Below are 26,892 nucleotides of genomic sequence, written 5' to 3' on the forward strand. Positions count from 1 at the left end.
AGGTCTAAAAAAAATGGAACAAGGAGTTGTCATTCCTGTGAATGACAGTGATTTCACAACTATTGTTGGCATTTCTTAAACGGAAGTTGCCAATTTTGATCGAGAGCACGTTCATGCGTCCCCAAATGGGGTCGGCACTTCACGTCATTCACATCCCTCCATCAGAGCGGATGCGTGCTCAACACCCAAGCAGTATAAGAAGGAAGAACCTATGGCCTCCACACGCGCTCCAGCAGTCGCAGAAGTTCTGTGGGAACTCAAGCGCGCCGACAAATTGGCCACCTATTGTAACATCGCCACCCGTGCCGGCTTCAGCGCCGGTGCAAACGGTCGCGCGATGATCACCTGCATGAAAACAATCCGCCGTGATTGGCCACATCTTCAATGGTGGAGAGCGATTCGAGATGACCGGACCGTCCTTGCTGGCGAACATGCAGAAGAACTCGAAGAATGGGGCGCAACAATTACCCCAAGTGAAGAAGATCGAGTTTTGGTGGAGTTCGACGAAGAAACAAAACTCATGATTTGGAACGAAGATGGAAGCCAGGAGCTTGCCAACGCTTCAGATGATGACAGTGAAGACAATGATGAAGGTGGCGAAGAAGAGTAATTGTTCGTTGTTTACGAACGTAGTTAACGAACGTCGTTGACGAACATTGTTCCCACACACCATTTCCGTAACATGCCCCAGCATCTCATTTGAATGACAATCCATAAGATTGATTCACTTGAATGCTGGGTTGCATTGTAGTGTTGAGGTACATTTGAGGATTGAGGGAACGATTCTCAGCACATCCAGCTCAGACGATTGAATCGAAACGATTCCAGGGAGGGAAGATGTTTTCGCGACTCGCTCAATTCGCAGGACGCTCTATTCTTAGAGATCCTTTGAAACACGTGACCTGTTTTTCTGGAACGATGAACGGCCATTCCAGCCATTCTACCATTCTGATGAGAAGCGCTGCCGCGGTTGGTCTGCTCTGTCTGCTGATGTGTCAGAACGCAGTCGCAGAGAAAATCGAACTCATCGAGTCGTACAGCAGTGATGCCACGTATCACTGCCAGGCGACCGTCTCTTCCCAGGGTGAAGTCTTCTTCACGAACTCGGAAAAAAAAGAACGGCGAGAGAAACTGACTGCAAACGCATCGTTCAGTTTTCTTGAACGACGTCTCCCGCCTGCTGGTCGCGATTCACTCGCTTTCCGGTCGGTCCGAGACTTTCAGACAGCAGAGATGGTCACCACTGTGGGAGGACATCGCACAGAAGTAAAGCTCCCCGAGAATGCGAGCTTCATCGTCTCAGACGGCTACCGCGAAGGGGTCCGGCATTACTCTCCTCTGGTCAAACTGAGTCGAGATTCCCTCGACCTTCTGGAAATTCCGGGCGATCCGCTGGTTCTGGCGGCGCTGCTCCCTTCAAATGCAGTCGAGGTGGACGATGAATGGAAACCTTCTGACTGGGTTTTGCAGATGCTGACCGGAATCGAAGCTGTTGAAACTTCAGAGTTGAAGTGTCAGTTGTCCGCCAGCAATTCGATCTCGGCTAAGGTTACGTTTTCCGGAAAGATCAAAGGGCAAAGGTTTGGAGCTTCGACTGAAGTCGAAGTCCGCGGCACGTTGATTTTTGACCTCCGTACATCGCACGTTGCGCGCACTCAGGCGATCTATAAAATCTCAGCGGGAATCGGGACCGTGTACCCTGGTCTTGATATCGAAGTGACCTCGAATCTCGTGAGGAACGTGAGCGAGGAGAAGGGGCGACTCACTGACGTCATTGTCGAAGATGTCCCGCTGGACCCCAGCGAAAATATGAAACAACTCACATTTGAGGCCCTCCCTTGGGGGGTGACCATTGAACATGGACGTGGTTGGCATCTGTTTAACTCCGTGATGGAAGGAGCCAATCAGGTGGCGATTTTCCGCCTTGTTGAACATGGCAGCCTCGTTTGCCAATGTAACTTTTCCCCTTTGCTCAAAGCTGCGCCGGGGGAGATCACCCCGTTGGAACAATTCGAGGCTGATATTCAAAAGTCGCTCGGCAAAGCCTTCAAGTCAGTCATCAAAAGCGAACGGTTGCCCACCGAGAACGGAAAACAGATTCTGCGAGTGGCGATCGAAGGAGAGCACGAAGTCAAAGGGCAAAAAGGCTCCGCACTCATCCCGATGACATGGATCTATTACATCGTCGCTGACCGAACTGGTCAGCAACTCTCCTTCGTCTTCGCTGTTGAATCACCGCTTGTCGAACAGCTCGCCGATCGCGACCTTGAGATCGTCAAAAATCTCCGATTCGTAACCCCACAACGGTAGGGCAGCCTGCTCTACCGTGTGCCTGTGAAGAACGCGTTTCTCTAGTAGATATGCTGTTCGCCACGAGGCAAAACCTGCAAACCAGTTCGAAGATGCTCTAGCAAAGAGCTCATTCTCGCGAAACTGCATTTCATCGGTGTAACCCGTTGTCCGCGGACAATATCCACGGAGAAACATCGCATTGGTGTTTTTTTATGCAAATGGGGACGGATCAACACTCGTTGCTCTTAGGATTGGTAATAGTAGTCTGACCGTTGACACCCGCAATGTTTGCGCAGTATTCCTATCGTGAAAGAATTGTGATCTTTTCACCGGAAGAAATGGAGTTCCCGGTATACAGCCAAGACGGCCAAGTCTACGGTTGGTGTATGAACGACGTCTGTTTGTACAATTCAGATTTACGAGGATGATAAGATGAAGAAGTTTGTTGCATTGGCTCTGTTGTTGGGAGCAACCACAATTACCAACGCTCGTGAGCCTATCATGGTTCCAGCAGCTCCACTGGATTCTGCAATCGCATACCAGGCTGACTACTCACCAACTCCTGCAGAGGGCGTTGTCGTCGATGATGGTCTGCAACCGGTACCAGCTGGAAGCCCAATCGGGACAATTGTTTGCGATTCCTGCGATGCTCAGGGAATCGAGTTGTACCGAAATGTGAAAGTCATTCAGGCTCGTAAGATCCACCCATGTGCAGTGCCGAAGATCGTTCAGGTTCCAAACCCTTGCTACGATCGCTGCAATCCTTGTGGAAAAGAGCCAGAATGCGTATTCGTGGAAATCTGCGTCCCACCATGTGCCTGTGAAGAAGTCAGCGTCTGCAAAGATGGTCGCCGCACGAAATTCGATTACGGCAAATATGGTGTGAAAGTGACAAATCGTCGCGGAACACTCGTGATCAACTACGATAGCTAAGCGTTTTTGAAAAATCGTATTCGTGACCTGCTCAATGAAGTTCAAAGCACGAAAGTGCTTCAGGCGACACGATTGAACGACAATTCAAAAAGAGCCGCAGCCTCCATGAGATTGCGGCTCTTTTTTTGCGCCCGGTCTTGGTACTTTAAGCACTCTCAATGCTGTTGAATCGTGAACATCACTTTTCGACTTTATGAACAGCCTACCACAAAGCAACACGCACCAATGAGACTCGTCCCACCGCGAAGATTCGGTGCTGCTTCAAGATAGAAAGCAAACTAGAGCAGTTTGCTCTACAGTGTGCCCGTGAAGAACGCATTTCTCTACTAAAATTACTGTTCGCCACGAGGCAGAACCTGCAAACCAATTCGAAAGATGCTCTAATGCTTCAAACAATGACCGAACTATTTAAAGCGAGTTGGAGGTCATTAGTTCTTGCAGACCTGCTTTTCAAGCTGATTGCATTCATTGTTTTGACTCCGCTATCGAGTCTGCTGTTTCGGATTTTCCTCTCCTACTCGGGGCACGAAATTCTCACCGACACCGACATCGCCTTCTTTTTCCTGCATCCACTGGGAATAGTCTGGCTGATTCTTGTGGGAACGACACTGTTCGGAATCTTTGCGATGGAACAAGCGGTGCTGATCACCGTGAGCATGTCGCAACGTGCTGGTCACGCCTTGGGAATATTGGAAGCGTTGCGATTCATTGCCGGAAAGGCTCCTGGAATTTTTCGGCTCAATGCCGTAGCGACTACATGGCTGTTGCTGATCGCAGCTCCGTTTCTCGTTGCGGCAGGAGGGCTGTTTCTCTTCTTTCTGACCGATCACGACATTAACTTCTATCTCACTGACCAACCTCCAAAGTTTATGATTGTCGCCGGCCTGATCGGAGTTATCCTCCTGGCGATGACCATTCTGTTGATCCGCTGTGGGATCAACTGGTCGCTGGCCCTGCAGATTAACCTCTTCGAAAACGTCTCCCCGAAAGAGTGCCTGGAGGAGAGTCGCAAACGGGTTCTGGGGAAGCGAAAAGAAATTGCGAAGTGGCTTTTCGTCTGGCTCATCGTCAACTCTCTTCTCGCAATGGTGACCTCTGCCTGCGTCCTTACCTTCGGGCAGTGGCTGGTCCCTCGTTCCACAACATCCATTGTCTGGCTGGCGTTTTTATTGGGAACGATGTTGTCGATCTGGAGTTTGGTGAACCTGTTGGTGAGCCTCTTCGGAGTGATCTCACTCGGAGTGGTCTTTGCATCCCTTTACGAACTCATTGGGAAAAGCGACGCCTGTCGTCTACCCACAAATCGATCATCAGGAGGTCCAGCCTGGTCACTCCAATGGACTCGCGGACGACTCACATCTGTAGTTGTTGTCGGGGGGCTGGCATCTGCAGGAGTGGGGATGTTGGCGATTCAATCGGTCAGTTATAAAGACACTGTCGAAATCACTGCTCATCGCGGAGCATCTGCAAAGGCTCCGGAAAATACGCTGGCATCATTTCAGCAAGCGATCGAAGATGGTGCGGACTGGGTTGAATTTGATGTTCAAGAATCAAAAGATGGGGTTGTCATCGTTGCGCACGATAGCGATCTCATGAAAGTCTCTGGGGTCTCCAGAAAAATTTGGAATTCGACAGCCGAGGAGTTGCAGGCCATAGATATCGGCAGCTTCTTTGACTCGAAGTTTTCAAGCGAGCGTGTCCCGACTTTGGCAGAAGTTCTTCAGCTCTGCAAAGGGAAAGTTCGAGCAAACATTGAACTCAAATATTATGGGCATGATCAGGATCTGGTCAATAAGGTGATTCAGCTTGTTGAGGAGCATCAGATGGAGTCCGATGTGGTGATCATGTCGCTGAAGTTGGCTGGAGTTCAGAAAGTGAAACAGCTTCGTCCGGACTGGACCGTCGGCTTGTTAACGGCTGTCACCGCGAGTGATCTGACGCGAGCAAAAGTTGACTTCCTGGCAGTCAATACCGAGCTGGCGACACGGTCGTTCATCTCCTCTGCTCACCAAAAGAACAAGGAGGTCTTCGTCTGGACTGTGAACGATGCAACGACCATGTCCACAATGATTGGACGCGGAGTCGACAACATCATCACCGATCGCCCCGACCTCGCTCGTCAGGTTCTGGCCGAGCGTGCTTCACTCTCACCATTGGAGCGAATTCTCCTTGAGTATTCGTTCCTGTTCGGAATTGAGCCGAAGAAATCTGCGGAACAGTAACCTGGCTCCTGAAATTTTTTGTAGGCAAATCAACGAAATCAGCAAGGTTGACGGAATGACAAACCGCGAACCGACTCTGTTTTTTGTCAGAGGGTTTTCTTAAAGCAAATCAGGGTTGAGGGTTGCCGAGCGAGCGGATAGAACAGGGCGACCGTTATCACACGGAGTTTACAGTTGTTTTCCCGGACTGATTTGAAAACGTGAATTTGGTGAATCTATTCACTTAGAGAGCACCTCCTCATTCACAGCACCGGTTTTCAAAAAAGTTCTTCGCCGTCCAATCTTTTCCAGCAGGTTTTCGGATGTCAAATTTGAAACGCGAGAAAGTAGTTGTCCCTGTTGATTTCTCTGAAGAGTCTCAAAATGCATTGAGCGTTGCAGTGGAAATGGCAGGAGACGCCACGAAGGTGCATGTGATTCATGTTTTGCCTCCACTGGAAGCAATTTCACCAGCCGTTGTCTGGGGAGAATTGTCAGACGATACTCGTAAGGCGTCTGTGAAGGAATACGCAACTCAGTTTTTACTCGACCATGGTGCCGGCGGAGCGAATTTAGAAGTTCGAGTCGGAAGCCCGGGACATGAGATCACCACCTACGCGAATGAAGTTGAAGCTGACCTGATCGTTATTTCCTCTCATGGATATCATGGCATCAAACGCATGTTGCTGGGGTCCGTTGCAGAGTCGGTCATTCGACATGCTCACTGTGCGGTTTTGGTTCTGCGAAGACAGGACGCCGAGTGACCGAATCGTTTTTCATTGATCTTGTTTCAGGTCAAAGCCGAGGAATCCTCCCTTCTTCCCTGCGTGCAGGACTGAGCGTTGCAGAACCGTTCTACGGCTGCGCGGTGGGGCTGCGTAATGCATTATTCGACGCCGGTCTCAAGCGAGTTCATCAAGCAGAGAGACCGGTCATTTCCGTCGGAAATGTCACCACAGGTGGAACCGGGAAGACTCCAACTGTTGCCTGGCTTGTCAACTGGCTGCAACAGCAACACGAAACACCAGCAATCTTAAGCCGCGGATACCAGAGCCTCGACGGAGAAGCGAACGACGAAAAATTGTTGCTCGATCAGCTTTGCCCGGGCGTGTCACACCTGCAAAACCGAGATCGTGTGACCGGGGCCGCTCGCCTCATTCAAGATTCGAGCTGCTCTGTCATTGTGCTGGATGATGGGTTTCAACATCGTCGCTTACACCGTGATTTCGATCTCGTTTTAATCGACGCACTCACCCCTTGGGGACATGGGCATTTGCTGCCGCGCGGCCTGTTGCGGGAGTCGTTGCGGAGCCTTCGCCGTGCAGATGCGATCTTACTGACACGCTGCGACCTCGTGACAGCAACGCGACTCAAAGAGCTCAAGACTCAACTTTCGAAGATGGTCGAGGCGCCTGTTATTGCCAGCGCATTCACAGCGACCGGACTTGTGAATTCAAGCGGAGTAAAACTTCCATTTGCAGATTTGAATGGAAAACGAACCTGCTCGTTCGCAGGGATCGGGAATCCGGGAGGTTTTCGAAGGACACTTTCCGGAGTTGGGCTGGCTGTCTCCGACAACCGCTTTCGAGCTTTCCCGGATCATTACCACTACACTCAAGACGATCTCAACAATGTCGCCATCTGGGCGACGACTCAGTACGCAGAAGCTCTCATTGTTACTCGAAAAGATCTCGTCAAAATCCGTTCGGATCAGATCGGGCGAATTCCGCTCTGGGCGGTCGATATCGAATTGGAATTCCTGGAGACCGAACCACTCCTGCAGCGAACGCTTGCTGACAAACTCAGTTTCCTCAATGTCGAACGAACCTGATTCCGTCGAGCGTTCTGCCCTGACGTGCGTTCGCGCAGAGCGCTTTTCAGCAGCAATTTTGCTGTTCGCCAAAGAACGCGAATACCCATTCGAAAAGTGTGATCAGAAAATTCCGCAGTACGGGACGAAGTCGTCAAAGGATATAGAGAGAAACCGTTTCACCTTCACCAAAGTTGCTCCGTTTCAGTCTGCTTGTCAATCTGCTTGATCCGTTGCATCCGTGCCCATTGCGTCAGTTGTACGTATTGTCGCTGCATTCGAGTTTAGATTGCTGGCTTGCCATCGCTGAAATCTCTAAGATTGGTTTCCACGCAGAAAACCAGAAACAAAAACTCATCAAAGAAAAAATTGATCGCCGAGTTCGATCGTTTTTCTTGTGATGAAATTGGATGATTTGCAGTAGAGGACTGAGAGTAACAACTCGGAATAATCCTGAATGCCTGTTGACCTGACACAAATCAAATTTCATTCCTGGGGACTGCAAGAGTGAGACTTGCGACCAACACCACAGGGGTCGGAACCACGTGAAGCATTCACTTGATTAAGGCAGCTTTTGCTTTCCTTCCCGGTCCCTCTGCGGTGAGATTCTACTGCGAATGATTTGTAGCCGCGAAAATTCCCAAAGAACCATAAAAAGAAAGTCATTGAGTGATGGATAGTGAATTACGAGAAACTGCAACGATGTTGATGGAGCGCATTGTTCAGCTAAAGGACTCTCTTTGACTACGACATCAAAGTAGAACGTGTTGCCGAAATCGACAAATTGATGACTGCGCCGGACTTCTGGGATGAACAGGAGAAGGCTCAAGAATTGATTAGCGAAATGCAACGGCTCAACGCTGTGATTAAGCCTGTCGGGGAACTCTCTACCGGTGCTGGCGATATGGAAGTGTTGATCGAGTTTGCAGAAATGGAAGATGACGAGAGCTCTTCCGAGGAGGAACTGCGCACGACGGTCGAGGCACTCCAAAAGCAACTGGAAGCGATCGAGCTTCAATCGAGCATGAAAAACCCAGAGGACTCCGGGAACGCTTACCTGACGATTCAGGCTGGCGAAGGAGGAACGGACTCTGCAGACTTCTGTGAAATGCTGATGCGAATGTACCTGCGCTGGTTTGAAAACAACAAATTCAAAGCGGAAGTGATCGACCAATCCGAAGGGGAAGAAGCAGGCTTGCGAAATGTGACCCTGCATGTCAAAGGGGCGTATGCCTTTGGCTACCTCAAAGGGGAGACCGGTAATCATCGCTTAGTGCGCATCAGTCCATTCGACTCGGCAGGGCGTCGGCACACCTCGTTCTGCGCGGTCGATGTGATCCCCGATCTTGGTGATGTCGAAGTGATCGAGATCAACTGGGAGAAAGATGTCCGAGAAGATACTTACCGCGCAGGGGGGGCAGGTGGTCAGCATGTCAACAAAACGGACTCCGCTGTCCGCTTAACTCACTTGGAAACCGGTGTGGTGTCGCAATGTCAAAACGAGCGCAGCCAGCATAAAAACCGAGCTTCAGCTCGAAAAATGTTGCAGGCAAAGTTGTTTCAGATTGAGCAGGAAAAACAGAGTGCCGCAACGGCTGCTCGAAGAGGTGAGAAATCCAAAATCGGTTTTGGAGGTCAAACCATCCGTCACTACGTCCTGCAGCCACAGCAGTACGTCAAAGACGATCGCATGGAGCTCAAGCTGAATAACCCGTTCGAGATCCTCGATGGCGACCTGGACGAACTGATCGAAGCCTACTTGCGATGGAGCATTGCAAAGTAATCGCAATACACAGTTTGAATCACTTCGAACCTTGTCGCATCGTTCGAATTGGTGTTTAAGTTCTGCCTCGCCACGAGGCAGAACGAAACTGCCAATTTTGGCTGTGCTCCACAGAGAGAACCTTTCAATAATGCCGCCAACCGAAACATTCAACTGGACCGAATTTGTTCATCATTGGCGAATCGCCGAGGGGTGTACGTACCTGAATCATGGATCATTTGGGCCGTCGCCGTTGCCGGTTCAGGAGAAGCGAATGGAACTTCTCGCTGAGCTGGAATCTCAGCCGATGGAGTTTTTGATTCGCACGACACCTCGGCTGTTGAAAGAAACAACTCAATCACTGGCAGCGTTTCTGAACTGCGAACAGGGCAACCTGGCCTGCGTTCCAAATGCGACTGAAGGAATGAACGTCGTTGCAAAGAACGTTCCGCTGGCAGCAGGCGATGAAGTCCTGCTGACAGACCATGAGTATGGTGCCGTGGTTCGGATTTGGGGGAATGCCTGTAAGCAGGTGGGGGCGAAGACGGTGCTCGTCCGATTGCCGCAACCGCTGCAATCGAAAGATGAAGTCGTCGAGGCCATCTTCGCGGCGGTGACTGAGAAGACGCGAATTCTTGTCGTCAGCCATGTCACTTCACCGACAGCCGTGATTCTTCCGGTGAAAGAAATTTGCCAGCGAGCCAAAAAGTCCGGGCTCATGGTTGTGATTGATGGTCCGCATGCTCCTGTCATGGTGGACGTCGATCTTCGTTCGATAGGTTGTGATTTTTATTGCGCCAGTACTCACAAATGGTTATGCGCTCCGTTCGGAACCGGATTCCTTTACGTGAAGTCGAAGCATAAGCAGGGGCTGGTTCCGAACACCATTAGCTGGGGCCGCAGCTTGCAAGGTGATGATGCACAATGGACGGACGAATTCCACTGGCCAGGGACATTCGACCCAACCGGATACTTGAGCATCCCGACCGCGATTCAGTTTTTCAAAGAGATTGGCCTCAAACGATTTCGGGAGCAAACACACGCCCTGGCCAGATATGCGAGAGAGCGTATTTTGGAAATGACCGACCACTCCCCACTCTCTGAGGACTCGGAAGAATGGTACGGATCGATGGTGACCGTCCCATTTGATGCGGGCGAAACTGCGAGTCTCAAACCGGGCGAGCCGCACCCATTACAGAAATGGCTGGCAACGGAGCATCAATTGGAAGTTCCGGTTTTCGAATGGCATCAGCAGTGGCACGTGAGAGTTTCGTGTCAGTTGTATAATACGCCGGAGCAGATCGATCGGCTGGTCCAACTGCTTCAGGATTGGAGGACCCGAACTGGCTTGCAAGCCTGAATTTTCCCTAAAGCAGTTTGCTCTACCGTGTGCCTGTGAAGAACGCATTTTTCTAGAACTTGTCTCAAACCTTACTGTTCGCTTCTCTGTTACAGAGTAAGGAATCGCGATTCCATGGGTTTTGAGACGGCTTGTAGTAAAAATGCTGTTCGCCACGAGGCAGATCCTGCAAACCAATTCGAAAGATGCTCTATAGCAGGTGGAGTGCGTAGGCCAGTGAGTTCAAACGGGTTTCGACACTATCTGCGCGGGACATGAAAACGACTGGACTGCTTGTCCCGCAGAGGATTCCGCCAAACTGACACGCGGCGGTGTACATGATTCCTTTGACCGTCAGGTTAGCGGCCAGAAGGTTCGGGAATATCATCGCATCAGCTGCTCCGGTGACGTCGCCATCGATTCCTTTTTTGACTCCGGCATCGACGGCGTAGGCGAGGTCGAATGAGAGTGGACCCTGCACGATGCACTCGCCAAATTCTCCTTGATTCGCAAGCTGAACAATCTCGTCTGCGACCTGCGTATCTGGCAAGGCAGCGGTCACTTTTTCAGTGGCGGACATCAGTGCGATGCGAGGATTTGGGCAACTCAACTTCTGTGCGACTTCAACAACGCTCTCGACCAATTCGGTTTTTTGCTTGACGCTGGGGTCTATTGTGACGCCAGTGTCAGTCATGAGAAAGCTCCGCTGATCCTTGGCAATTTCCATTAATACGATTTGACCGATCGTCTTTCCGCTCCGTAAGCCATGTTCTTTGTCCAAGATCGCCTGCATGAGATAAGGAGTTGAGATCTGCCCTTTCATCAACAATTGGGCACGACCTTCTTTGACCTCTTTTACTGCGATTCTCGCAGAGTCCGGTTCCTCTTCGATCAGTTGAAATTGAGAAATGTCGACATCCAGAGAGTCTGCCCGCTCTCGAATTGCTTGTAGGTCTCCAGTGAGAATTGGTTTGACCCAACCGCGTCGCCGAGCCAGCTCAAGTGCCTGAATGACAGTTGAGTCCGCACCCCCGGCAGCTGCAACGGGAACGGGTGAAGACAACTTGTCAGCTGTCGCGTACAGTTCTTCGAAACTTTTCAGCGGCATCTGTTTGAACTCAATTTTGTGTAGAACAGCTTTCGAAATCTTATTCGCGATCTGCTTTGTGGACGGGGTGACGATAGAGCAATCTGCTCGCTTTTACGGGGACTCCGCTGTCTGACGTTTTCCGAGACTCTTCATGTATGCGTTCAGGTGTGCGAATTCACGGTCAGATAGATCCTTCAGCAACCCAGACGGCATTAGCGACTGATTTCGTCGTCGTCGTGCTTCAATGTTCTCCGTCTCGATGCGGAATGTCTGATTGTTCGAATCTCGTAAGACGAGTCCGTCGACTGATTCATAAACGATGAGACCGGTATGGACTTGTCCCGATTTCGTGGCGATTTGCGTCGTTTGATATCGGGGGGAGACATCTCGATTCGGAAAAACAATGGCTGTAAACAGGTCCTCTTGTGAAAAACGGTTCGCGACACCGCTGAGATCGGGGCCTAGGGCTTTTCGTCCGCCATGGCACTGAATGCAACCACGCGACCTGAAGAGCTGTGCCCCGGCGAGAGCGCTCCCTTTGGTCCAGTCGATCTTTGAGAGGCGAGCTTTCAAGTCGTTAATGTCTTGGCCATCTTCACCTGCTTGAGCTGTGTATTCCTGAGGAAACTTCTCTTGAATCGCAGCGGTCCATTCGTCAACAATTTGTTTTTGAGGATCACCGTTTTGCCCGAATTTGTAATTGAAATTCAAGCCGGTGTTTCGACGGAGCAGTTCCACGAGTTGGTCACGCAGTTGGCGTTCTTCCGAATCACTTCCGAGACGTCGCAGAGCGCGAACCATGGCGACGTTCTCGGCCCCGGATTCTGAAGCAGAGAGCAACCCAAGTGCGGTGATGCACTCTTGCATGATTTCCATCGGAGCCGATTCCAGTGCCAGGTAGATATACTCTCTGTCACTTTCTTGTGGTTCCCCGGTCAAGGCGACGATGACTGCGTTTCTGAGTGCAAAATCGTCGAACTTGCTGCGGATCAACTGCTGATCTTTTTCGTGGGGAGAAGCTGCGAGAAGCTGAATCACTTCAGCATTCCATTGGTAGTCTGGATCGTTGTGAGCCCGTTTTGAAAATGCTTCAATGGCGTCGTCAAAACGCTCAGGCGGGAACTCACTAATCAGTTGCACATGTCCCGGATGACCAAATCCTTCTGATTCCAGAATCGAAACCGGAAGCTCCCGGTCCTGATCGACCAAAGATGTGTACATTTCCAGAGTTCGATCTGCCCAGTTACTGTCCTGTCTCAAATTAAGTTTTGCAATCTTCGCTTCAAGGTTCACAAGGCCTTCGGCGATTCGCACGCGTTGTTCCGGAGTGCGCGGAGCTGTCATCCGGGAAGCTACAATCATTCGGTGAATGTCATCGACCGGATGAGAGTCGTCGTTGATTTTCTCGGTTAATTTGTCGAGCAACTCCTCGTTTCCAGATTCGATCATTGCGAGTACGCGCTCGAGTTCCCAATCGAGTTTCTCATTTCCAGTTGGGTACAGAGAATTGAGTGCATCGTTGACAAGTTTCAATTCTTCCGGGTGCTCCTTCAAATTCTCTGGAGATGCATAACCATCGAAGACAGGGTCTATCTCTGCTGAGTTCGGAACCAGGTCTCCCAGTCCGAGTTGAAGAATGCGGACTGCTTCCAGTTTCAGAGCATCGTTACGGTCCGACTTCAGAATTCGCAGGGCAATATCGATAGGGTACTTTTGCACCCCTTCGTTTTTCTTTGCAAACGCTGCCGTGACAGGAATGGAGGCTTCCCAGCCAGTTTGAAAACCTTTGGCAGCCATGTCACGGAAGATGCTTCCTTGCACATTTTCCAGAATACGTGAAGCCGTTTGGCGAACAAACTTATCGTTGTTTCCAAGTTGCTCACCGATGAGGTCGACGTACTCAGTGAAATTGGAGTTCTTCGCCCCTAGCAACGCTTCCATCGCAGCCCGGACCACTCTGGGGTCAGAGTCTTTCAAGTATGGAGAGAGTTCGCGGAAGTTGGGTTCTTCTGAATCTGAGCGTCCAATCGCCCACGCGACTCGCATGCGAACGAGAGGTTCTTCATCAACAGAGAGGGCTGAGATCAGGTCGACGTCGAGGCCGCCGAATTTCTCTGTCAAAATCTCAATGGCGCGCACGCGTTGGTCAGCTGGTAAGTTTCGATCTAGAGCAGCCGTGATGAAGGGTTCGCTCGTCAGGTCTGCAACAAGTGGTTCCCAGATGCGGCGGGACCAACTGCTGAGCGGTTGAGGCGCCTGTAGGCACTGCTCGAGTTTCTGCTGTTTTGAAATCGGAATGATCGAGCCATACGGCAGCGTTCGACTGAGGGGCGACTCTTCCTTGGCTCGAATTCGGTAGACGCCTCCGCGTGTTCCGCGGCCTCCGACACTCACATACAGTGAACCATCCGCGCCGACAGCAACATCAGTGGGGGCAAATCCGTGTTGTCCCACAGCTGTCATGAATTCGATTGGCTGGCTACTCCAAGTGCTTCCATCTTGTTGAAGCGGTAGTGCCAGAACACGTCCATAAGTCCAGTCGAGAACGAAGAGGGCTCCGGAGTATTCTTCCGGGAATTGAGTGTGCCGATAAGTTTCGACTCCCGTGGGCGAACCGCGTCCGAACGCACCAACAACTGGAGGCATGTCGAAGAACCAGTCAGGACGTTTCCAGCTTCGCGTGAACCATCCTTGATGAGATCCGGGGAGAACATGGAAGACTCTTGTTGGACGATACCACGGTAGGCTGATGTCTCGCTCGCCATCGCTGTCAAAACTGAAGAGGTCTCCGGTCGCTCCAAAATCGAAATCATAAGCATTTCGGAATCCGTGTGCGTAGACTTCACTCTCAGATAAATCCGGGCTGAAACGCAAAATGGTGCCAGCTTGTGGGTCTTTCACCGGAGATGTTTCGAGCGTTACATAGTCTTTATTGATTCCGGCCATGTTGCCAGCGATGACGTACCACCAGCCATCTGGTCCTTTTCGCATCGCATGCAAATCATGTTCACCACCAGTTTTGATCTTCCAGAACAGGTCCGGTTTTCCGTCGGCCCGGTCATCGGCGTTTCGGTCTTTGTAGCGAATCAGCCCACCATCGGCGGCACACAATAGATCCTGTCCGACAAAATACATCCCCTGAGCCCCTGCTTTCGGACCATCGACGAAAGTTTTCGTGGTATCCGCGATCCCGTCTTTGTCGGTATCAATGAGGATTTTGATGTATCCAGCGCCGGAGACGACCACTCGACCGAACGAATCGATTGTCATCGAGTAGATATCGTGGGCAAGATCGTCATCTGCATAAAGTGTCACTTCAAAACCCTCGGGGACCTGGACTCCGAGGGGTTCCTGAGCGATCAGGCTTGAGTTGATTCCACTCAAGACCAGCAGCGTGGTTAACACTTTCCTAACAATCGATTTGGAGAGCAGAAAGGTCGGTGAGAATCGATCCATCAGTTTCATTTTTCATCCATCAATTCAAAAGCAGTGCTAGAATCAGTCCAAAAGCTTGCGGGGTAGTCACTTCTCTCAGTGTTTAAGAGAGCGAATTCAAGTTTTCAGATCAGTTCTGGAAGACTTTCGTGTTTCTCGTGTCTGCGAAGAACATCTTTCATGAGTGAAAACGCTGCACACCACGAGACTGAACGCGCACATCGTTTCCAAAATATTCTAGATACAGACATCGCTCAAAATGCTGAGCCAATGAATCGCAAGTCAGACCGATTTCAGGCTGACACTCTCTGAAAACCTCCTGGTCTCAGTCCGTAGCGATTCTTGAAAATCTGAACGCTTGACACAAATCTTGCCATGTTTCAGTTTCTTGATAAGGTTCGGATCATATCGGGATTTCCAAATTTGCCGCAATGCAGGCTTGCGAAATGCCAAGACTTGTTAAATTACGCCCTCTGGGGAGCTTCATTTGTGGAAATTCCCCGTTCTGAACTCACTTTTCGCTGATGCCTGGGACAAAGTAAGACCACTTAGGAACGCTAGCATGGCTGCGAAGGTCGTTGTACTTCTCCGGGAGTGCAATCTCTTTTCGGCTTTGTTGGGGCGACTAAATCGTCCGATCCATCTGCACTGAATCGCCAGGAGCGTTTCCCTTGTCCCGCGTACACCGTCCAACAAAAAACTTGCTCAACTTGGCCCAAAGAAGAAAAAGATCGATTCCAAAATCGGTTTATATTCTGGCTTTGTTGCTGATTCTGCCGTTCTGCTCCGGCTTGCCATTCTCAACAAATGTTGTCGGGCAGGATGCAGTCACTGATCCGGCGACAGCAACTGCTCAAGCACCTGCAGACACTGCAGACACTGCAGACACTGCAGACACTAATAACTCCGACAGCAATCAGCTTAGGAGCGAGCAAGAAACGCACACAACCAAAGAAGATAACGGCAACGCAGAAGCGGGCTCTGCTCATATCGAAGAACACAAAGAAGAGCAGCATGCCGGTGGACATGCGAACGTCGCCGCGCCACTCTTCGCGGCGATTGTTCTCATCCTGCTGCTGGCGAAGATTATGGGTGATCTTTTCGAGCGAGTCGGGATGCCAGCCGTCCTTGGTGAATTAACCGTGGGGATTATTTTAGGAAATATCCTGCTGTTGACCGACTGGGGTGGCTTCGATTTCCTGAAAGCTCCGGCGGAGCACTCGATCGGTGATGTGTATAACACCGGGGCAGCTCTCAAGATGCTCGCTGAAATCGGCGTCGTGCTGTTACTCTTCGAAGTTGGTTTGGAAACAAACGTCCGCGATATGATGAAAGTGGGCGTCTCCGCTTTGCTCGTCGCGATTCTGGGGGTGATTGCTCCATTGATTTTGGGAATTGGCTGCGGCTGGCTGTTTCTCCCTCATGAGCCTTGGCAGGTATGGCTATTCCTGGGGGCAACGTTGTGTGCGACGAGCGTTGGCATTACTGCTCGCGTATTGAAAGACCTTGGTCGCTCACAGCAACGGGAATCTCAAGTCATCCTCGGAGCTGCTGTGATTGATGATGTCCTTGGCCTCATTATCCTGACAGTGGTTTCCGGAATTATCGAACAGGGTGACAACTTTGACGTAGCAAGTCTGGGAGTCATTGTCGGCAAGTCTGTCGGTTTTTTGATTCTCGCAGTCACGCTGGGAACTCAACTTGTCGTCAAACCACTTTTCGCAGCAGCCAGCTATCTGCGAGGTCGTGGACTCCTCGTTGCGACCAGTTTGGTGATTTGCTTTGGGCTCTCTTACATTGCAAACCTCGTTGGACTGGCACCGATTGTGGGAGCATTTGCAGCTGGGCTCATTCTTGAAAAAGCCCACTATCAGGAACTGGGTAAGAAAGAACATCTCGACCTGGAAGCTGCTCTTGGGCCGCTCACCGCACTGCTGGTTCCTATCTTTTTCGTTCAGATGGGGATTATGGTCGACCTGAACAGCTTTGCGAACCCGAAAGTCTGGCTGCTCGCTGGTTCAATCACCGTGGCTGCGGTACTTGGAAAGCAGGTTTGCTCTTTCGGTGTTATGGAGAAAGGTCTCAACAAACTGGCGATTGGCTTGGGGATGATTCCGCGTGGAGAGGTTGGACTGATCTTCGCCAACGTCGGTCTTGGACTCGTTGCAAATGGCGAATCAGTCATCACTTCCGATACCTACTCAGCGATTATTGTCATGGTCATTCTGACAACAATGGTCACGCCACCACTCTTGAAATGGTCAATGAATAAACCCGTACCCGGGGAAAAGGCTGCGTAGGCCGAGGTTTCTGGCCCAAGCAGGCAGAAATCCTACTTGTGCGACGTTCATAGCGCGATGCTCGTTGCACGACTCTCACTTGAGTAGCGGGTCTGCCTGTGTGGCCGGGTGAGCGTGTGTAGCCCGGGACCATTGTCCCGGGCAAAAAGACTCCCATACTTACTCAGTTGCCGAGTTCGCCAATTCAATCGCTCGATTGATACGATTGATGCAACTCTCTTTACCCAGCAGTTCCAGGCACTCAAACATTCCCGGTCCGGCTGGTTTGCCTGTCGTTGCAACACGCAAAGCGTGGATGATGTCCCCGAAACCGAGGTCGTTCGCATCGAGCCATGTTTTGAAGTCCTCTTCCAGTTCGCTCGCCTTGAAATCCTCTCGCTGAGCAATATGGTCACGATACTTCGCGAGGAGTGCGGTGGCTTGTTCCGGTTTGCTGATTCGTTTCTTGAACGCCTTTTTATCAAAGACAAGTGCTTCATCCGTGACGAAGTATTCTTCGTAGCTGAGGATGTCGCTGAAGAGCTTAATACGATCGTCAAGAGCGGCAATCAGTCGCTCGACCTTTGAACGAGTCGCCTCGTCGGCATCGCCCGTGATGAACTTTGCTTCTTGCAAAAATCGTAAGCAGTGATCAACTTTTTCTGTGAGCGAAAATTGCCCGATCCAATACTCTTGATACGACAACAGCTTATCTGGATCGAGACCAGCGGACGATTTGACAACTCGGTCGAGCGAGAAATTCTCGATGAGAAACTCACGAGACATGTTTTCGGTTTTGTCATCGTAGGACCAGCCAAGTCTGGCAAGTCCATTGAAGACTGCACCGGGCAGGAACCCGACAGCGTCGTAGTACGAGACCATCACAGGGTTGAGCGTTTCAGAATTTCCGAGCCCCAGCTTCGGCAAAACTTCGTCGGCGATATCGAAGAGTTTTTTGAACTGCGGATTTTTTCGATACTTCTCAATCTTCTTTTCTCGTTTGCTGAGCTTCTCTTTCGTTCCGGGGGCTGCCACAAATGGAATGTGTGCAAACTCTGGTAAGTCGTATCCCAAAGCACCAAAGAGCATTACCTGGACTGCTGTGTTCGTCAGGTGTTCTTCTGCCCGAATGACGTGCGAAATCTCCAATTGTGCGTCATCAACAACGGTGGCGAAATTGTAGAGTGGAGTGCCATCACCACGCATGATGACTGGGTCGGGGATAAGGCTGCAGTCCCATTCCACGTGCCCACGAACGTGGTCATCAATGCTGACTTTTTGAGTGCGGTCGACCAGATAGCGAATGACGTACGGTTTGCCTTCAGCTTCGTTCTCTTCGACTTGTGCTGTTGTCAGTTCGAGTGATCGTCTGATGTTGAGAAATGGTCGCTTCTCTTTTTCAGCTGCTTCACGGTCCTGCTGCGTGAGGGCAGGGGGATCGAAATCTTTATATGCTTTCCCCGCTGCGAGGAGTTTTTCGCAAGCTGACGTGTAGAGTTCAGAACGCTGAGATTGAAAGTATGGGCCATGGTCTCCGCCGACTTCCGGTCCTTCGTCCCAGTCGAGCCCCAACCAGCGAAATGCGTCCAGAATCGGCCCGAGTGCCTCATCCATATTGCGGGCCTGATCGGTGTCGTCAATTCGGAGAATGAATTCTCCGCCATTGTGTCGCGCCCATAACCAGTTGAATAGAGCCGTTCGCATCCCGCCTATGTGCATGTAACCGGTGGGGGACGGAGCAAATCGAGTTCGTACTTTTGACATTCTTCAAACACCTCAAGTCGGTTCAACACAGGTTGCCGACGATTTTTAATAGAAATTCCCAATGCGGCAGTCGCGAGGACTCAGCTTGAATTCGCCTTGATTGATGCAATCGTGTCGGAGATATATCGCTCAATGATTGAAAACGTTTCAGCGTCTTTTTCGTTTGCGGTCTTCTCGACAATGATTTTCAAGCTGGCGATTTGCTTGTTCACGCCTTTGGTGTCGAGTATGTGCAATCGAGTGGCAAGGATGGCGGCTTCGAGGATCGCGTTGCGGGCACGGTTCTGGCCCCAGTAATCTCTGAGATGGCCGACATGTTTCAGTTCCGTCGTGATTTCAGTTCGCTGCTGAGAATCATCAATGGAAACCACTTCAAACTCATACCAGCGACAGGCCGTTGCAATCACCTTGCCTTGAATCTCTTTCGCAGCAAGAAGCTCTGGTTGAGTCTCTAGCTGTCCAATCGCGGTCTTTGCGATCATGTCGACTTCGTCTGTGACATGAAACACACCTTGACCAGTCTTTTTCAGGTTTTGAAAGGTCGTCGATGACTGAAACGGACGGAACAGGAACGAAGTCAACTCTTCATTAACGACTGGACCCATGGGAGCGATGTTCACGCTTTCGTCAGGATTTAAGGTCGTGCAGAGTCCTTCAATGATCACTGCTCATCGTCCCAGAGAAGCTTTGCAATCCAGATACGATTGTTGCTGCCATGTTTGTCGACGCCAGCCGGTTGCATCCATTCTGTGACCGTTACGAGAGATTCGTTTGAGCTGACTTCAGTCACGCCAAAGTTACCAAGTCGCGCTCCCTTCTCTGGAACCAGAACACGCTCTGTGGCACGAATCACTTGAAGTGTTTCCGGGTTCACTCTCGCGATGAAGAGTGGGGCACGATGCCGGAAGACATGATCGTTGTCCGCACCTTTGCGGGTGTAAACCAGATACAGTCCAGATTCATGTGAAACCCAATGCTGTTGCGTATTGTAGTTTCCGAGTTCCTGTCCATCATCAAATGCCCAGACTTTCGGCTCGGAGAACTTCAAGCCATCGTCGCTGGTGGAAACGTATCCGCGATCATCATTTCGCATCGTCAAAAAGAACTTGCCATCGAACGTCGCGATAGAAGGTTCGTACAGTCCACGCTTGATCGGAACGGTCAGTTCAGAGCCGTGCTCAAGGTAAGTTAAGTTGTTCCCGTCGAAGCTGCACTTTAACACGGTCGTACTGTATTGAGTTTCTCCCGGAACTTTGAAGTAGATCGGCAGCAGGATATCCCCGTTGGGCAAGTCGACTCGCTGAACAGAACCGGCACCAGCGTTTTTGAATTTGGGGAGGTCGGGAAGTTCGAGTGATTTCCATTTTGTCCAGCGACGCGATTGTGGATCGAAGACAGAGTACGCAGAAGCACGAGGGCGGACATGTTTCACACGGTTGTTTTCGTAGACAACCGTATGACCGATTCCGAGGAGTTTGCCAGTCGCGGCGTGCCACTTCGGTGTGAAGTCGCAGACTGTCATTTCCGTGCCATCTTCAGCGGTTTGTCTTTTGAAAACTTCCTGTTCAGTCAGTGGCGACCACTTGTCCTGGTTGCTGGGAGAGGTCGCTGAGTGTAAGGCGTAGAAAACATCTGAACCGCTTAATTGCAGCTTTTGTGTTGTCATCACCAACAGTGGGTCATCGGCGGCATTGCCGGCACTGTGAGACGGAATCGCTCCGGCACGAGCATGGACCCAGCACATCTTTCCATCAAAACCCTGCTCGACAATTGACCGTTCGATCCGGAAGGGCATCTGGCTGACTGCAGCATCATTCGGCTGTGTTAATCTTCGGTAAGCATCTGCGTAGCGGCGTCCGAGTTCGCGATAGGAATCGGCGTCGAAGTGAACTTTGTCTCCTTTATGCTTCAATCCGTCGGAGGAAGCAAAGGCAGTGTTCTTGACCTTCGAAGGGAGATTTTGATGTACGGCATCGACCATCTTCTTCGCGTCGTTCCATGGCCGTTCCGAGAATTGGCCCATCTGGCCAGCGATGAATGGAACGTTCGGAGCATTCAGCTCAGAGCGAAATCTCTGAATTAAATCGTGCAGTTTCTCTTCGTGAATCTCAGCGAGTCCCTCTTTGGAGTCTGACTCACCTTGATGCCAGAGAATCCCTTTCAGAGTTCCATGTTTGAGGGCGACCTTCGCACGCTCCATGGCGTCATCCCAAGGATGGCTTTTGGTCGGCTTGTAGAATTCTCCCGGTTGCCAGCTCGAAATCGGCGAACCACCGACTCCGCAGGGGATAAGACCGATTGTGACATCAGGATTGTCGCTAGCGATTTCAGCCCCGAATGTCTTCCCGATGCCAACTCCTACAATACCCGGCTTATCAAAATGTAGCGGATCAACTGCGGGAGCCCATTCCTGTTTCTTGTTGAGCGTCAAAACTCTGGGGTGTGGCTGCTGGTCTTGAGGCGTCACTTTGCCCCGTCCCGCCATGTTCGATTGCCCAACGAGCAGGAACAGATGGAAGTTCTCCTTCTTCTCGGGAATAGCGGCTTCTTCAGCCCGAACTGGTCCGTTTGAAGAAATCACCAAAAGTGAAAACGCAACTGCGAACAAAGTGCTCAAGGGCTTCATCTGTTTTCCCGAATTTTATTTTTGAAGATCGTCGTTGTCGTGAACAGTTGAAGAATGCTCGCCGCAAACTTGAAGTGTACGGCGAGCACGAGTTTCGATTTCTGGTGTTTAGCGGTTTTTCCAATCAACTCCAGACATCTCAGCGAGTGTCAGCATAAGTGCGTGGGTTCCTTCGCGGCCCCAGCCTTTAGCTTTGACCGATTGGTAAAGTTGCTCCGCCAGTGCCAAACCGGGCATGGAGAGCCCCATGCGTCGGCTTTCTGCGAGGGCGATGCCCATGTCTTTGATGAAGTGTTCGACGAAGAATCCGGGATCAAAGTTATTTGCCATGATACGTGGCCCCAGATTTGACAGTGACCAGCTTCCGGCAGCTCCGGTTGAGACCGACTTCATGACTGTTTCAAGATCAAGACCGGCTTTGTACCCATAGAGCAGAGCTTCGCAAACACCGATCATCATGCTTGAGATCAATGTCTGGTTGACCATTTTTGTGTGTTGACCAGCCCCGGCTGGACCTTGATGCACGATCGTTTTTCCCATCGCTTCCCAAGCTGGGTTGAGGGCATCGACGACCTCTTTTTCGCCACCGATCATGATTGAAAGTCGAGCTTCCTTGGCACCGACATCTCCACCGGAAACGGGAGCGTCAACCGAGTGGACTCCTTTGGCTTTCGCTGCTTCAGCGATTTCGACAGCTAGCGAAGGTTCGCTGGTCGTCATGTCGACCAAGACGTTCCCTTCCTTCGAGCCAGCTAAAGCTCCGTTCTCTCCGAGGAAGACTTCTCGAACATCTTGTGGGAAACCGACAATCCCGAAGATGACGTCAGAGGCTTCTGCGACAGCTTTAGGGGAATCGACCCAGGTCGCTCCCTTTTCAATGAGTGCTTTCGCTTTGTCTTTCGAGCGTGTGTAGATCGTTGCTTCAAACCCTTTGTCGATGAGGTGTCCACACATGCTGGAACCCATCACTCCGGTGCCGATCCAGCCGATTTTTGTTTTGCCAGGAACGATTTCAGAAACTGCCATGGAATTTTCTTTCTTTTCTTCAGGTGCTAAGCAATGAATCTATTCAGAACAGATTACAAAATCCAGCCGCCGCCTAGAACGCGGTCGTCATCATAGACGACCAGTGCCTGTCCGGGGGCGACGCCAAATTGTGGGTCGTCGAAGTCGACACGGATACGGTCGTCTCCAATTTCGTGGACGGTACATTTTCCCGGTGTGTGTTGGTAGCGAATTTGGGCGGTCCCGGTGAGCGGGAACTTCAAATCCGGCTTTAACCAATTGACCCGGTTGGCTTCGAGTGAACTTCTTCCCAATTCTTCCTTTGTCCCAATCACAACTCGCTTTGTTTCTGCTTCGATTCGTACAACGAATCGTGGATCTCCAAAAGCAACTCCCAAGCCTCGACGTTGACCGATCGTGAAGTTCTGGTAGCCCTCGTGTTGCCCAACAACGTTCCCGGCAGTGTCGACAAGTTCCCCAGCTGTTTCTTGCGGACCACGGAAGTCGTTTAAGAAGCGAGAATAGTCGTTGTCTGGGATGAAGCAGATTTCTTGAGAATCAGGTTTGTTGGCTGTCCGGATTCCGGCTTTGGCAGCCAGCTCACGAAGTTCGCTCTTCTGGTATCCCCCAACCGGAAACAGGATTTTATCGAACAGGTCTCGCTGAGTTCCAAACAAGACGTAAGACTGATCCTTCCCCGGATCGAGACCACGAAACAGCCCCGGTCGATCTTCTCCTTCAACCGGTAGCAACTGTGCGTAATGTCCGGTGGCGATATGGTCTGCACCGACTTGCTGTGCGAAGTCCCAGAGCTTGCCAAACTTCAACCAGATATTGCACATGACACACGGATTGGGAGTGCGGCCAGCGAGATACTCGTCTGCGAAGTATTCTTTGATTTGGTCGAAACCATCGCTGAAATTCAATGCGTGGAAAGGGATGTCCAAGCTATCCGCAACACGCCGTGCATCTGCGGCATCGGAGGCACTACAACATCCTTGCTTATGGGCTTTCGCAGAAACGATTGGGATTCCGCCGATTCCGGTTTCGCAAGTGTCGTCCGTCGCCCCTGAGCGCATGAACAGGCCGATCACATCGTAACCCTGTTCTTGTAAGAGCCAGGCTGATGCGGAACTATCGACTCCTCCACTCATGGCGAGTACAACACGCGGCATTTGAGATTGTTTCTCCGTATAGAAAGATATGAGACGTTACGATCGACTCAAGGGTCTGGGATGAGCCGGTCCAAAATATTGGTTCTGAGGTCAGAAAGCTTGGGAGCCAGCTTCACTATGCTGGTTTCCCGAGAGGTTTTGAATCTGGTATCTTATGGTCCGGCAGCCTGAATTTGTAGATGCGGGCTGAAATCTCTTTCTCTGGAATTCATGCTGTGTCGAGCAATTCATTGAAAACGTTTAAGAATAACTTGGGATTTTTGTTGCAACTCGCAGCGTTAACTCTGCTTCCACTCGTCATTTTGCGTCAGTTGAGCACTGGATTTCAACTCTTATGGATGCCAGCTCTCACGATGTTGGGGATTGTGCTATTCATGCTGGGGCAATGGTTAAGAGAGCCCGAATGACATTGAGACCATCGAAATTTGCAGATTCCACGCAATGTCTCAGCCCTCTCTGTGCTTGCCAGGGAACTCTTTTTCAGGCTCGTTTTCTTGCAGTTGCGGTGCTTTTCTTCGTTATTCAGACGAATTTGACGGCACAAGTGATTCGGAATCAACTTCAAGTTTCGTCGAACATCAATGCGAATGCTGAGCGACTTTTTACCGGAATTCTGCTCGATCTTGAAGCGAACGATCACAATCGGGTCGCAGAGGATCTCCAAAAGTTGCGCAGCGAATTCGCTGGAATCATGGTCCCAGTCGCTTCGCATCAACAAATCGAAGCGAGCTTGCTGGCAGACTTCTTGACTCAGCACATTTCAGAAGCTTCTTCATCGCTGAGCGAAACTCCCGTTTCAGATGAAACGATCATTGAGTCCGACGGGTTTGAGTTGTGGCGTCTGTTACTTACGAGCCGAACCAATCCAGAGACGCTTTTGAGTGTCGGGGATCGACAGTGGAAAGAGGGGAGGATTTCAATCGCCAAAAGGTGTTGGAGAATCGCACGAACGGAGACCGCAGTTTTCTTGCCCGTTCAACAACGCTTGGCGCCGGAGACTTTTGCTGAGATTTCGAAACGTGAGATTGTGGCTGAGATGCTCACTGGTCATTTTCGCGAAGCGACCTCAAAACTCCAACGGCTTCAAAACGTCTCTCCCGATGTTTCAGGACGCGTCGCAGGAGAGGAGGGGAATCTTGCAGAGTTGTTGAATCAGCAAATGCAATCGTTGAGGCAGGGGCCGCCTGAAGCGTTTTTGCAGTTGGACAAGTTGATGCCGATTAAGTCTGTTCGTTTCAGCCTTGAGAAACAGGCATGGTCCGTCGAGATGACAAGAGGAGCCTCGCGAGGAAAGGCTGTTCGCCCAATTTTCTGGAACGATCTTTTGCTTCTGCATGACGCCAACGGGCTTCGAGCACTCAATAAAACGACAGGCCAATCAGCATGGCCAGTGGATGAAAATGACGATGGTTTTCTGTTCGAGACAGCAGCAGATCGCCCAAGCCGTGATCGATCACAAATGGCTATTGCGAGAGGGGCTCTGCACGAAAATATTCTCTATGTTTGTACCGGGCATTCCGGTTCTGTAAACGACGGAAATTTGGCCCCCTCAGAGAAATCACGAGTTTCGGCATTCAACTTGGAAGCAGAAGGTCGACTCGATTGGACCGTTGCAGCGGACTCACTTCCCGGTTTTGGCCCTGATCGTCAGCTGCTTTTTACCGGTTCGCCTGTAATCGTTCAGGACCAGCTTCTTCTCCCTGTTCGTTCGCTCTCTCCTGGTTCGCAACTACAAATCGCTTGTTTGAATCAGGCAGATGGATCAGTTCAATGGATTCGTGACGTCGCTGCAAATTTGCAAGTTCCGGATGCGAGAGCGGTCTCATTTGATGATCACATCATTCGATCCGAAGGTTGCCTGCTCTGGTTGATTGATGGGGAAACTCTTTGCTGCATTCACGAACGTTCCGGGCAGGTCCAATGGATTTCGGGGATCGACCCAACTTCAAGAATTGTCAGTCCTGGATTTTCAGGAGAGAGAAGTTGCTTCGCCTCAGAGGGTGTCGTCTATTGTGCCACTCGAAACGGCGTAGCTGCCTTTGATCTGTATTCGGGTTCGCTGTTATGGGAGCAATTTCTTGCTGAACCTCCACAACAGGTGCTTGGACTCAATGACGGTTTGCTTGTCTTGTCGACGCCGGGGATGATGGCCCTCGATTGCTTTACAGGGCGAGTCGAATGGAAACAGCCGGGATCGACGTTGCCTTCACATTCCAATCAGGGAGAACTCATCGGGAGAACGGTTCTGTGGCCTCGATCGTCCGAAATTTGGACACTCGATGCTCAAACTGGAAGGCTTCTTCAACGAGACCAGTATCAAAAGCTGACTGGACAACTTGCCCATGGCCTCATGCTTTCGGGGAAAAAACTCTACATCGATGAGGGGGATCGGTTTTCGGCAATTGAAGTCGATACAAGAATGCTCGAAGTCCCGCGCTGACCTTCGGGCGAATATTCCGAAATGCGTTCTTCACAGACCGATGGTAGAGGGAGCTGCTTTAAGAGGTTTCTGCATCTGCGAATGGATCGAGAATTCCACCGGTTGGCTTCGGTTGATTGCTGGCACTGCTTTCGGAATCCGGGTTTTCAACAGGTTTCGCTTCTTGCTGATCTTCAGAGACAGGCTGATCATCGGCAGCGACGAGTCGGACCACAACGCGAGTCCCATTCGTCGAGACGACTTCGATCGGCACACCGGACTCGATGCTGAATCCTTCACCAATGGCATGCAGCCGTTCTCCGTTCACTTGAACGAGCCCTCCCGGTGTGAGCGGGCTGAGAGCAGTTCCTCGCTGACCAATCAACTCCTGTAGGTGTTCAATCTCTCGCTGATACGGAGTCACTTCCTCAGTGGATGGGGCAGCCAGCAGCACACGATTTCCGAAATTTGTATTGTTCAGTAAATAGTACACTCCAGAAATCGTGATCGGGATGAGCGCCAGGAATGTGACCACGTAGATCCGCCAATACAACGGATTGACGTCAGCCCAGGCCCTGTACGCAAAAATTGCAGATCCCAAAAAAGAACATGCACACAGCACACCTACGATTCCGCCTGTTGGGAGCAATAATTCCACTCCCAAAAGAACAAACCCGATGAGCATCAATACAAATGTCAGTGTTTGGTCATCCATAGTCGAGTTGCTGTCTCCAAAGTCTGAGAAGGCAGCCAACCAAATAC

19 protein-coding genes are annotated in these 26,892 nt (G+C 50.9%); 11 read left to right on the forward strand and 8 right to left on the reverse strand.

Translation table 11 applies throughout. The features are described 5' to 3' along the window. Nucleotides 1–211 precede the first annotated feature (211 nt). From Mal48_RS23055 to Mal48_RS01510, 8 genes are all read left to right on the forward strand, one after another. The gene (locus tag Mal48_RS23055; protein WP_197441950.1) at nucleotides 212–610 is read left to right on the forward strand and encodes a hypothetical protein; all 399 of its coding nucleotides are present in this window, start codon (nucleotides 212–214) and stop codon (nucleotides 608–610) included. A 341-nt stretch (nucleotides 611–951) separates the two neighbouring features. Further along, entirely contained in the window at nucleotides 952–2,310 is a 1,359-nt protein-coding gene (locus Mal48_RS01480; RefSeq protein ID WP_145195422.1) for a hypothetical protein, read from the forward strand. A 414-nt stretch (nucleotides 2,311–2,724) separates the two neighbouring features. Next, a complete protein-coding gene (locus Mal48_RS01485; protein WP_145195424.1) occupies nucleotides 2,725–3,225 on the forward strand; it encodes a hypothetical protein in 501 nt (166 codons plus the stop codon). A 395-nt stretch (nucleotides 3,226–3,620) separates the two neighbouring features. Next, complete coding sequence (locus Mal48_RS01490; protein ID WP_197441951.1) at nucleotides 3,621–5,447, forward strand: glycerophosphodiester phosphodiesterase; 1,827 nt, start codon at nucleotides 3,621–3,623, stop codon at nucleotides 5,445–5,447. 302 nt (nucleotides 5,448–5,749) lie between these two features. After that, nucleotides 5,750–6,190 carry a universal stress protein gene (locus Mal48_RS01495; protein WP_145195427.1) on the forward strand — a complete coding sequence of 147 codons (441 nt, stop codon included), beginning with the start codon at nucleotides 5,750–5,752 and terminating at the stop codon, nucleotides 6,188–6,190. Continuing rightward, entirely contained in the window at nucleotides 6,187–7,257 is a 1,071-nt protein-coding gene (lpxK, locus tag Mal48_RS01500) for a tetraacyldisaccharide 4'-kinase (RefSeq protein ID WP_197441952.1), read from the forward strand. Before Mal48_RS01495 ends, lpxK begins: the two co-directional genes overlap by 4 nt. A 651-nt stretch (nucleotides 7,258–7,908) precedes the next feature. Further along, nucleotides 7,909–9,019 (forward strand): peptide chain release factor 2 gene (prfB, locus tag Mal48_RS01505; protein WP_145195431.1). Its coding sequence is split into 2 segments (ribosomal slippage): nucleotides 7,909–7,977 and nucleotides 7,979–9,019, totalling 1,110 coding nucleotides; the frame shifts between segments, so codons are not numbered across the junction. 130 nt (nucleotides 9,020–9,149) lie between these two features. After that, entirely contained in the window at nucleotides 9,150–10,358 is a 1,209-nt protein-coding gene (locus Mal48_RS01510; RefSeq protein ID WP_145195433.1) for an aminotransferase class V-fold PLP-dependent enzyme, read from the forward strand. Between the two features lie 190 nt (nucleotides 10,359–10,548). Here Mal48_RS01510 and Mal48_RS01515 read toward each other — a convergent pair whose 3' ends face one another. Further along, nucleotides 10,549–11,445, reverse strand: coding sequence for a phosphate acyltransferase (locus Mal48_RS01515; protein ID WP_145195435.1), 897 nt, complete (start codon nucleotides 11,443–11,445; stop codon nucleotides 10,549–10,551). A gap of 93 nt (nucleotides 11,446–11,538) precedes the next feature. Then, on the reverse strand, nucleotides 11,539–14,892 hold the full coding sequence (locus Mal48_RS01520; protein WP_145195437.1) for a PVC-type heme-binding CxxCH protein: 3,354 nt from the start codon (nucleotides 14,890–14,892) through the stop codon (nucleotides 11,539–11,541). Between the two features lie 641 nt (nucleotides 14,893–15,533). On the opposite strand from Mal48_RS01520, the gene Mal48_RS01525 reads away from it, so the two are divergent. Continuing rightward, nucleotides 15,534–17,162, forward strand: a complete 1,629-nt coding sequence (locus tag Mal48_RS01525) for a cation:proton antiporter (protein ID WP_197441953.1) — start codon at nucleotides 15,534–15,536, stop codon at nucleotides 17,160–17,162. Between the two features lie 159 nt (nucleotides 17,163–17,321). Here Mal48_RS01525 and gltX read toward each other — a convergent pair whose 3' ends face one another. The 5 genes from gltX to mnmA form a co-directional block, all read right to left on the reverse strand. Continuing rightward, nucleotides 17,322–18,905 (reverse strand): glutamate--tRNA ligase, encoded by a 1,584-nt coding sequence (gene gltX, locus Mal48_RS01530; protein WP_145195439.1) that lies wholly within the window; start codon nucleotides 18,903–18,905, stop codon nucleotides 17,322–17,324. An 80-nt stretch (nucleotides 18,906–18,985) separates the two neighbouring features. Next, on the reverse strand, nucleotides 18,986–19,570 hold the full coding sequence (locus tag Mal48_RS01535; RefSeq protein WP_145195441.1) for a DUF447 domain-containing protein: 585 nt from the start codon (nucleotides 19,568–19,570) through the stop codon (nucleotides 18,986–18,988). Then, complete coding sequence (locus Mal48_RS01540; RefSeq protein ID WP_145195443.1) at nucleotides 19,567–21,531, reverse strand: sialate O-acetylesterase; 1,965 nt, start codon at nucleotides 21,529–21,531, stop codon at nucleotides 19,567–19,569. The genes Mal48_RS01535 and Mal48_RS01540 overlap by 4 nt, the downstream gene beginning before the upstream one ends. 108 nt (nucleotides 21,532–21,639) lie before the next feature. Beyond that, nucleotides 21,640–22,557 carry an NAD(P)-dependent oxidoreductase gene (locus Mal48_RS01545; RefSeq protein ID WP_145195445.1) on the reverse strand — a complete coding sequence of 306 codons (918 nt, stop codon included), beginning with the start codon at nucleotides 22,555–22,557 and terminating at the stop codon, nucleotides 21,640–21,642. A 53-nt stretch (nucleotides 22,558–22,610) separates the two neighbouring features. Next, a complete protein-coding gene (gene mnmA / locus Mal48_RS01550; RefSeq protein ID WP_145195447.1) occupies nucleotides 22,611–23,711 on the reverse strand; it encodes a tRNA 2-thiouridine(34) synthase MnmA in 1,101 nt (366 codons plus the stop codon). A 215-nt stretch (nucleotides 23,712–23,926) separates the two neighbouring features. Here mnmA and Mal48_RS23060 point away from each other — a divergent pair, with 215 nt between their 5' ends. Continuing rightward, the gene (locus Mal48_RS23060) at nucleotides 23,927–24,118 is read left to right on the forward strand and encodes a hypothetical protein (RefSeq protein WP_197441954.1); all 192 of its coding nucleotides are present in this window, start codon (nucleotides 23,927–23,929) and stop codon (nucleotides 24,116–24,118) included. Further along, nucleotides 24,115–26,151 (forward strand): outer membrane protein assembly factor BamB family protein, encoded by a 2,037-nt coding sequence (locus tag Mal48_RS01555; protein WP_197441955.1) that lies wholly within the window; start codon nucleotides 24,115–24,117, stop codon nucleotides 26,149–26,151. The genes Mal48_RS23060 and Mal48_RS01555 overlap by 4 nt, the downstream gene beginning before the upstream one ends. Nucleotides 26,152–26,209: 58 nt before the next feature. Here the strand turns inward: Mal48_RS01555 and Mal48_RS01560 are convergent, their stop codons facing one another. After that, a complete protein-coding gene (locus Mal48_RS01560) occupies nucleotides 26,210–26,845 on the reverse strand; it encodes an NfeD family protein (RefSeq protein ID WP_197441956.1) in 636 nt (211 codons plus the stop codon). Nucleotides 26,846–26,892: the final 47 nt, after the last annotated feature.

Origin of the sequence: Thalassoglobus polymorphus (genome assembly GCF_007744255.1) — a bacterium.
Taxonomy (GTDB): domain Bacteria; phylum Planctomycetota; class Planctomycetia; order Planctomycetales; family Planctomycetaceae; genus Thalassoglobus; species Thalassoglobus polymorphus.